This is a genomic window from Flavobacterium solisilvae, from assembly GCF_012911605.1.
GTDB lineage: Bacteria > Bacteroidota > Bacteroidia > Flavobacteriales > Flavobacteriaceae > Flavobacterium > Flavobacterium solisilvae.
Genome location: NZ_JAAMPT010000181.1, coordinates 1 through 10,169 on the forward strand (window position 1 = coordinate 1; position 10,169 = coordinate 10,169).

At 41.0% G+C, this 10,169-nt stretch carries 5 protein-coding genes and 1 pseudogene; 5 read left to right on the top strand and 1 reads right to left on the bottom strand.

Annotated elements, in window-relative coordinates; translation table 11 throughout:
* The first annotated feature begins 333 nt into the window (after positions 1-333).
* The 3 genes from G6042_RS00985 to G6042_RS00995 all read left to right on the top strand — a co-directional run bounded on the left by G6042_RS00985 (position 334) and on the right by G6042_RS00995 (position 4,157).
* Positions 334-2,070, top strand: coding sequence for a tetratricopeptide repeat protein (locus G6042_RS00985; RefSeq protein ID WP_169522401.1), 1,737 nt, complete (start codon positions 334-336; stop codon positions 2,068-2,070).
* A 538-nt stretch (positions 2,071-2,608) separates the two neighbouring features.
* Positions 2,609-3,115, top strand: coding sequence for a phage tail protein (locus G6042_RS00990; protein WP_169522402.1), 507 nt, complete (start codon positions 2,609-2,611; stop codon positions 3,113-3,115).
* Positions 3,116-3,137: 22 nt separating this feature from the next.
* The gene (locus tag G6042_RS00995; RefSeq protein WP_169522403.1) at positions 3,138-4,157 is read left to right on the top strand and encodes a phage tail protein; all 1,020 of its coding nucleotides are present in this window, start codon (positions 3,138-3,140) and stop codon (positions 4,155-4,157) included.
* Between the two features lie 2,202 nt (positions 4,158-6,359).
* Here the strand turns inward: G6042_RS00995 and G6042_RS01000 are convergent.
* A complete protein-coding gene (locus G6042_RS01000) occupies positions 6,360-6,593 on the bottom strand; it encodes a hypothetical protein (RefSeq protein WP_169522404.1) in 234 nt (77 codons plus the stop codon).
* Between the two features lie 169 nt (positions 6,594-6,762).
* Between G6042_RS01000 and G6042_RS14640 the strand changes: the two are divergent.
* A pseudogene (locus G6042_RS14640) lies at positions 6,763-6,879 on the top strand (hypothetical protein); the annotation flags it as partial.
* Positions 6,880-7,029: 150 nt separating this feature from the next.
* The coding region (locus G6042_RS14540) for a beta strand repeat-containing protein (RefSeq protein WP_317168020.1) at positions 7,030-10,169 on the top strand (3,140 nt) is incomplete at its 3' end.

Sequence of the window (10,169 nt, forward strand, 5' to 3'; positions counted from 1 at the left end):
GTAGTTTTTAATGAAAAATGGAAGTGGTCATTTTGCTCCGAAATTAGGTGGTCAATTTGAATTGGAATCAGGTGGTCACTTTAAATTGGAATTAGGTGGTCAATATCACTGGAATTTGCACTATGTGTTTAAAATAAATTTTCAGTAAAAATATATCAAAGATTAAAACCAGACCTAACTAAAAAGATAACCCCTCACATTAGTCTAATTTTTTAGAAATAGTTAAATTTGCCAAAAGCTTAAAAATTTTACTGTTGCACGCAAATTATATTAGTCTTGTTTTAGTATTTTTTTTAACATTTCAAAAATTATTAACTTTTTAGAAATGTACTAATGCTAAAACAGTTTTTATTCGGAATTCTTTTTATTCTGTTTTCATTTATATCTTGTCCAGCTCAGAACATAGATATAGACAGTCGTCTGTTTCCTCTTTCTCCGGCAGAGCGTATCCGGTTTATGAATGGGTATATGGAAGAAAATAATCTTGTAAATTCAGATAAATTCGATTCATTTCTTCACGGGCTTCAGAAATTTGCAGAGCAGCAGAATGACCAATTACTACTTAGCCACGTTCAATATAACATCCAGGGGAAACCTATTTTCTATGAAAAGAACATACAGAAGAAAATTGAACTGATTAAAAAATTACAGCAGGAATGCCAACAAAGAAATGATATGTTTCACGTTGGTGATTGTTTGGTTGCGATTGGTCAAATTCAGTTTGGTAACGGACAATATGCCGATGCTTTTGAAAATCTGCTGGCTGCCGATGATATCTTCAAAAAAATAGGTTACGAAAATGTGCCTATGATGGGGAAATACCTGCACGATTTCGCCTTAGATTATTTCTTTTTCCGGGACTATGAAAAGGCGGTTGCCTATATGAAAGAAGCCATAAAGTTGCCTAAATATAACAACAACCTCGATGTACAGCAGTATAATACGCTTGGGGTTTCGTATCTGAAATTAAACCAGCTCGACAGTGCTTATGTTTATCTGGATATTGCCCATAAAAAAGCTATTGAGTACAAGAATGATATATGGATTGGGTTAACTGCCGGTAGCATAGGCGAAGTTCTGTTTAGGAAAGGAGAATATCAAAAGGCATTGGAGTATTTTTCGGAAGATTGCAGAATTAACAGCAATAGCTATTCTGTCGATATACAGCAAAATGCGGCTGTAAATATGGCAAAAGTCCATCTTAAACTTGGGGATTTGACAAAAGCCCGTCATTATCTGTTACTTACTTCCAATTCTTTCCCGAAACCCGAAACCAATACTTTCGGGATACAACAGCAATTAGAACAGGCAAAACGGAATTATTATGAAGTATCCCACGAGTATTATCTGAAGATCAATGATTACAAAACGGCTTTGCAATACGCAGACAGCCTGCATATTGCAGAAAAAATACGTGACAGCAAATACAATGCTTTGGTGGTAGAAAAAGCCTCCGGCCAATTGGAATTGTTACAGTCAAAAATGGAACTTCAGATTTACGAAAAAGACAAAAAGATAAAAAATATCATCATTATTTCATTGATTGTTATTTTTATTTTAGGCACAGGTGTATTCCTGTTTATTTCTAAAAACAAGAAAAAGCTTAACCTGCAAAAACAACTGTTGTTGAGTTCTCAACTTGAAATAACAGAACAAAATTTAAAGCTTTCTGAACTTAAGTTAGATGGCTTCAAAAAAAGAATCCAGGAAAAAAGACAGCTTATAGAAAATATGAAGCAGCAGCTTGCTTCAGCTACAAATGTGAATAACGATATCATATTTCAGTTACAGCAATCTACTATTCTCACCGAAGAGGACTGGCAAAATTTCAAGTTATTATTTGAGCAGGTACATTCCGATTTTTTAACGCAGCTTAAAGAAAAACATCCGCAATTATCTTTGGCAGAAACCCGTTTTCTTTGTTTGGCAAAACTCAATTTTTCAAGAAAAGAAATGGCATCTGCTTTAGGAGTTTCCACCCAAAGCATTCATACCAATTGGTACCGTATCCGTAAAAAATTAGAACTTTCTGAAAGCGCAACAGTAGAAGACCTTATTAAAACGATTTAATTGATCACAATTATGTAATAAATGATTTTATTTATAATTAATTGATTTACAGTAATAATTTTCATTTGTGATGTTTTTGTGATGTCTCTTTTTACTCCTTAAAAAGCAAAATGCGTTTATTTTACTCATCGTAATTTTAAAATTCACGCTGCTTTGAAACAATCATTACTTTCTTTTAGAAATTGGCTTAATGTGAAATCTTCTTTTGCCATTCAGCCTATAACGCGCATTTTCGGAAATTCCCATTCCGCTTCATTTTCCAAATACAATAATGAACGATTTGTCCTTTCGAGATATCTTGTCCTTTTATGTTGTATTTCATTTTTTACCTCAAAATCATTCCTCAATTCCGTATCGGTTTAGAGAACACTGTTGACCAATTTCAGTTAACGAGAGACTGCTTTTTGGATAAGAAAAAAGCGAAAGTAGCAAACGTATTGATAGTATACTGTCATTCAGGTGACTTTCAAAGTGTAGCAAAATAATTATTATATAATATTTCTAAATCATAGCTAATAGCTAACTAAAAACAAAAATTATGACAAACACATTTAACTACATTGGAGAAATCAAGCTTTTCTCAGGAGCAACAATCCCGGAAGGCTGGCTTCTTTGCGATGGTAGAGAGCTTCCTATTAACGAATACGAAGCACTTGCAAGCTTACTTGGTAATTTATATGGTGGTACAGCTACCACCTTTTGCCTGCCCGATCTGCGAAGCAGAATTCCATTAGGGCAAAGCACCGCATTTGCACAAGGCAGCAAAGGCGGTGCCGAAACGGTAATACTGGAAACAAGTCACTTACCCGCACACCAACACACTCCCGCTTGTAATGATGCTGGTAATGCAGAGGTCCAAGATGCCTCCGATGCTTTTTGGGCTGGAGCAAAAGGCAATATTTATGCAGCAACAACAGGAAATGTTCAGATGAACGATGAAAGCATATTGCCCGAAGGCGATGGTATGCCGCACGAAAACAGGATGCCTGTACTTGCAATGTCCTACATTATCGCAGAAAGCGGTACACTTCCTAATCCTCATTAAATAACACAAAAAAAATATAACAATGGAACAATATACATCAGAAATAAGATTATTCGGATTTGATTTTGCCCCTAAAGGCTGGGCAAAATGCGAAGGCCAATTATTACCTGTCAGCAGTAATCCTGCTTTATATGCGCTGCTGGGCAACCGGTTTGGTGGCGATGGTAAGACAAACTTTGCGTTGCCGGATTTGCGGGGAAGGGTAGTAATAGGCAGCGGAGCCGGATATCCTGCTTTTTTGTACGCCGGTGAGCAAGCACACAGGCTTACCATAAAAGAAATGCCCGCACACAATCACGGAGCTATGGCAAGCAGTGAAGATGCCAATGATACTGCTTTGGCAAATAATTTTTGGGCAGCAAATACCGGATATGCAAAATCTAACAATAGAATAATGAGCGATAAAGCACTTGCCCCAACCGGTGACAACCTGCAGCACGAGAATATGTCGCCCTATTTAAGCCTTAATTATTGTATTTGTTTAGATGGGATGCATCCTACAGAAAGTTTTAATGACGATGAGGAATTTACCGGAGCCATCAAAGCCTTATCTATCCCGTTGGTTCCCAAAAACTGGCTTTTTTGTGATGGCCGCAAGCTGAAGGTATCAGCATATTTCAACTTATTCTCTGTAATCGGCTACACTTATGGCGGCGAGGGTGATACTTTTTGCTTACCAGATTTGCGAGGCAAAGCTGCCGTAAGTTACGGTACTACCAATGAGCTTACCTCTTATGAGCTTGGCGAAAATGCCGGGGAAAAAGAGGTCATATTAACTAAGGCACAACTACCCCGACACAGGCATAATACCAATGCCGGCTTATCGGGCAATGATGCAAAACCTGCAAACAACGTCTGGGCTAATGGTCCAACACGACCTGCTATTGTCAACTATGCAAAAAACAAAGGGAAAGGCGCTCTTATGAACACCAATGCCATAGGCAAAACAGGTGGCGATCTTCCTCATAACAATATGATGCCCTTTTTAGCCCTGAATTATTATATCAATGCCGGTGGCTATGCTTCCCAAAATAAATATTAAAACCTGTTTTATGACATTTTTACATCGAATTATTCAACACATACAATACACAGTACTACTGCTGTTGGGTATGTTCTGCATCAGCAACAGTGCTTATGCCATAACCTACAATGTTACCAATACCACAGACGGTATGGCTACCAACCAGCTTCGGGGCGCTATCCTTGCTGCCGATGCTGCCGGAGGCGGACCCCATGTCATCAATGTGCCTGCCGGTACCTATAACCTTACGATGGGGACGATTCATTTTGGTAATAATGCGCAGAATATTTCCATTATAGGTGCAGGACTCGGGCAAACCATTATCAGTATGACCAACACCAACCGGGATCGTATTTTTTTTATTAATCCGACGGCTGAGATTGCAGATGTAAGCACAAGCATATCAGGCATTACATTTACTAACGGATATGTAACATCCGATTATTATGGCGGTGGAGCTATTCTTTGTGGTGGGCCCGGTAATGTCATAACAATAACCAACTGTGCTTTTGAAGGAAATACTGACCCTATGGGAGGGGATGGAGGTGCTATATCTTATGCATCGACAGGCATCATTAATATCGATCAGTGTTCTTTTATTAATAATACAGCATACAATTATAGTGGTGGTGGTTATTTTGTGGGTAGTGGAGGTGCAGTTTCTATTTCGTATTATACTTATGCCAATGCTACTGCTCCTGTTACCGGAAGTACAAGTATTACCAATTGCAGCTTTACCGGGAATAGTAGTTTTGAACAAGGCGGTGCAATTTACATATATGCAGAAAAAAAAGATTACGCTACCAGCTTTAATACAGTCATTCAAAATAATATTTTTACGGGCAATTCTCTTGCGGGCTGGGATACTTATCCCGGGAATGGAGGAGCTATTTTTATTGGTACGGATTTTCCGACAGCGGTCAATTATAATTATTTCAGCAATAATACAGTAGCCGCCGGCACTGTCAAAAACGCATTGTACGTTACAGAAGGGTATTCGTATTATCTTGGGAATGGTGGTGGTGCAACAGTAGATGCCACCAATAACTGGTGGGGCTGCAATACCGACCCGCAAGCTTCGGGTACTTGTAGCGAAGTCGCAACGGTGGTAAGCGGTTCTTTTGTTCCCCCGACCACTTTGATAACCCAGCCACAATTAGTACTGAAAACTACGGCAAGTACCAACACTTTATGTACTGCAAACGGTACCACTGTTACGGCAAGTGTACTGCAAAATTCGGCAGGTACCACAATGTCTCTTGCCAATGTATCACGTCTCATAGGTATGCCGTTAACTTTCAGTGCTGCTAATGGTACCATCAGCAATGCACAGGCAACCATACAGGCCAATGGTACGGCAACCGCTACCTACACGGCAGCTACAACTGGCAATGGTACGGTAAAAGCACTGGCAGGTTATATGACCTCGGGCAATACCACTCAGGTTGCCAATATTACAGTAAATGCATCGCCTGTTATAACGGCACAGCCTGTCAATGTAGCCAGTTGTTCGTCCGGTTCTGTAAGTATGAGTGTTACGGCCACAGGTGGTGCTTTAACCTATCAATGGTATAAAGGCAGCACTCCTTTAACGAATAACAGTGTAATATCAGGAGCTACAAGTGCCACGCTTACATTTACCAATCCGGGTGCATCTTACAATGCTACAGACTACAAAGTTACCGTATCCAATAGCTGTGGCAATGTTACTTCTTCAGATGCTTCTCTTATTCTGTACAACAACGTAAACCGTCTGTATGTTGCAACGGGCGGCACGGGCAACGGCAGCAGTTGGGGCAGCGCTATGGGTAATCTGCATACTGCCCTTTCGGCAGCAGCGGGTTGTAACAGCATTACCGAAATATTTGTAGCTGCGGGAACCTATAACGTAGGAGCCAACAGCTTTATTATGAGAAACAACCTGGCAATATATGGTGGTTTCGACCCTTTAAACGGAATTACCGATTTAACCCATAACCGTATTATGCCGAATGCTTCCAATGGGCAAGGCTCTATATTAAACGGGCAAAATGTAAGACCTGTTATCTGGAACGTATTTACTACTGCAACGGCAATGGATAATACCGCCGTACTAGACGGTTTTACCATTACGGGCGGCAGTTATTCCGAGGGTGCCGGCATTCGCAACGTATATGCTTCGCCCACGCTCAGGAACTTGGTTGTCAAAGGCAATAATGCTACGGTATCGGGAGCAGGAATTTATAACTCTGCTTCCAGCCCGCTTATCAGCAATTCGGTTATCAGCGGAAATCTCGTTTTAAATGCTGCTTCCGATGTTTCGGGAGCCGGAATAATAAATACCAATTTTTCGACCCCTACCATTACCAACGTCACCATAACAGGCAATTCGTTGACCACTGCTTTGGGAACCAGCAGGGGAGCAGGAATATATAATGCAGGATTTTCTGTCCCGGTAGTATATAACAGCATCATCTGGAACAATCTGAAAAACAATAATCCTACCATAGCGGGAGCCGACATAGAAAACAACGCCGGAAACATTACACTTAAAAACAGCATTACCCAGGGCTACACCACAGGAAACACAGCAGATAATAATCTGGCAAATACTGACCCATTGTTTGTTGGGACAGATTTCCAATTGTCAAATACATCTCTGGCAATTAACGCAGGCAGCAATACCTTTTACGCAGGATTGGCTACAAGCAAAGACCTTTCGGGAAGTCCACGTTTAGCTGGATTGGTAATAGATATGGGGGCGTATGAAAATCAATCGGTTCTCACACCCGATGCCAACCTTATTATTTATGTACGTGAGGGCTTTACCGGAAACGGTTCAAGCTGGGCAAATGCTACTTCCAACTTGCAGGGAGCTATTAACTCCGGTGCTACAAAGGTTTTTGTTGCCGTGGGTACTTACAGCGTGCCTTTGCCTAACAGCTTCCGCCTGAAAACCGGTGTGGCGGTTTACGGAGGTTTTGACCCTGTTAACAATATTACCGATTTAACGCACAACCGCATTCTACCCAATCAGGGAACGGCAGAAGGTTCTGTCCTGACTGCTAATAACGCAGGAAGGGTTATGGATAATATTGGTTGCGACAACACCGCCGTTCTGGACGGTTTTACCATTACAGGTGGCTATGCTGAAACCTGGAGCGCCGGAATATACAATCACCACAATGCCTCGCCTACACTGACGAATTTAGTGATTAAAGGAAATACTTCTTATTATGTGGGTAGTTCAACTTCTTATGGCGGAGGTATCGCCTGCTGGGTACAGAGTTCTCCCATTATCTCCAATGTGATTATTAAGGGTAATTCGGCTAAAATTGGTGCAGGGGTTTTTGTTCAAGCTTATAGCCATCCTGTTATTACCAATACGTTGATTACAGACAATCACGTGAGTGCCGGTGGTACAGGAGGCGGTATTGCTCTAGATAATGTCGATGTGTCGGCAATACTTAATAATGTTACCATTGCCGGCAATACAGGCGGCGTAGCGGATGCTCTTGCTATCAATAATACCAATACGATGGATATTAAAAATTCTATTGTTTTTGGCTCTATACTTACAGTGGGTTCCGGCACTTATACCTCGCAACATTCCTTCATTGAAGGAAACAGCAGTACGGCAAACGGGAATATTGATGCTGCGGGCATTACCGTTAACGATATTTTCACCAATCCGGCGGCAGGAGATTACAGTTTAAGAGGAGCTGCTTTTGTTGTCAATAAAGGAAACAATACCTTATTTACAGGGTTGAACGCTTCTACCACAGATTTAGCAGGTAATGCAAGATTGAACGGAACAAATATTGATTTGGGAGCTTATGAATTTTTTATCCAGCCCGATGCTAACGGCATTTCCTATGTAAAACCTGCTGCCACAGGTTTAGGAAACGGTTCTTCGTGGGCAGATGCCACAGGTCTTTTACAGCTGGCAATAGATGGAACGAATGTGCAAAAGGTTTACGTTGCCACAGGAAATTATCCGGTAGGTAACCACAGTTTTATTATGAAAAACAACGTGGAAATCTATGGCGGTTTTAATCCTGTAAGCAACACCACTGACTGGAATACCCGTACTTTACCTAATAAAGGAATGGGAGATGGTTCTGTTCTGGACGGACAGAATGTAAGGCCTGTAATCTGGAATTACAACAACGGACTGAGCACTACTGCCCTACTGGATGGCTTTACCCTGATGAACGGAACAGGCAGTGATGGTGGTGCAATGCATAATTACAATACCGCACCTGCTTTTAACAATCTGGTTATCAGAAATAATTCGGCAACTCGCGCCGGAGGTATATACAACAGAACCGCTTCTATTACGCTTAGCAATGCGGTTATAAAAGACAACACCGCCAGCAATGATGGCGGCGGAATGTATAATGTAACCAATTCTTCCCCGGTGATGACCAATGTAGCCTTTACCGGAAACACTGCCAATAATGGAGGCGGAATGTTCAGTGTTACCAACTCTTCACCTGTGGTAACCAATGCATTGTTTGCCAATAATGCGGCAGTGAATACCGGTGGCGCAATCATAAATCTGACAATTGCTCCGTTACAGTTAACCAATGTTACTATAGGAAATAATATCGGGACAGATCCTGTTTATTCCATAGGAACGGGAAGCATCACGTTTCATAATTCTATTATTTTCGGCACAGTTTCGGGACCTTATACTGCACAGCATTCTTTGGTAGAGGGTTCGTCCGCTAATGCCAATGGAAATATAGATGCAACAGGGATTTTAATAACCGATGTTTTCACCAATCCGTCAGGAGAAGATTATACATTGAAATTAAATGCTCCTGTGGTTAATACAGGAAATAATACATTGTTCCCTGGTTTGAATGCTACGACAAAAGACCTGGCAGGAAATGCAAGGTTGAACGGAACAAATATAGATATGGGAACGTATGAGTTTCATTGTGCATCGACTATTGATTTCAGTAATGTAGTTTTTACTGACAGCATAATTACGTATGATGGTAATCCGCACAGCATTATTGCCCAGAATATTCCATCTGGAGCAGCCGTTACCTATGAAATAACCGATGCAAATAATCAGACTATATTGGGTAATACCGCTACCAATGCAGGTGCTTATATCATTACGGCAACTATTTCGGATACAGCAGCAAGTTGTAATACGGTCATAAGAACGGCATCTTTAACCATTAACAAAGCGCAATCAGTTATTACCACCAATAATACACAAACCCATCTGTATGACGGAACAGTTAAAAATGTTGTGGCTACTTTAAATCATAATGAAACTACTTTGGTATATACACCACAACAAGGTTATACCGATGTCGGTAACTATCCGGTAACCGTTTCTGTTTCTGAAACAGCTAATTATTTAGCTGCTACAGAAAATGTGAATTTGATTATTGACAGTGCGACAATCACAGGAGTTACCTTCAACAACGGAACATTTACTTATGATGGCACGGCACATTCGATATTCGCATCGGGAGTTCCTGCCGGAGCAACGGTAGCCTATACAGGCAACGGACAAACCAATGCCGGAACATACACCGTGGATGCCTTGGTACAGATGCCGAATTATAATGATTTACAGCTATCGGCAACGATGACCATTGACAATGCAACCATCACAGGTGTTACGTTCAGTAACGGAACATTTACCTATGACGGCACGGCTCATTCGATATTTGTTTCGGGATTACCAACCGGAGCAACGGTAGCCTATACAGGCAATGGACAAACCAATGCCGGAACATACACCGTGGATGCCTTGGTACAGATGCCGAATTATAATGATTTACAGTTATCGGCTACAATGACTATTGACAATGCAACCATCACAGGTGTTATCTTCAATAATGGTACGTTTACTTATGATGGCACGGCTCATTCGATATTTGCTACGGGAGTTCCTGCCGGTGCAACGATAACTTATACAGGCAATGAACAAACCAATGCCGGAGTTTACACCGTGGATGTCTTGGTACAGATGCCGAACTATAACGACTTGCAGCTATCGGCTACAATGACCATTGACAATGC

Excerpts from the sequence above, each read along its gene's own strand:
- G6042_RS01000 (WP_169522404.1), bottom strand. The coding sequence starts at position 6,593 with ATGATGCTGTTATATACTACCGGGACAGAAAATCCTGCATTATATATT.
- G6042_RS00985 (WP_169522401.1), top strand. The coding sequence starts at position 334 with ATGCTAAAACAGTTTTTATTCGGAATTCTTTTTATTCTGTTTTCATTT.
- G6042_RS00995 (WP_169522403.1), top strand. The coding sequence starts at position 3,138 with ATGGAACAATATACATCAGAAATAAGATTATTCGGATTTGATTTTGCC.
- G6042_RS00990 (WP_169522402.1), top strand. The coding sequence starts at position 2,609 with ATGACAAACACATTTAACTACATTGGAGAAATCAAGCTTTTCTCAGGA.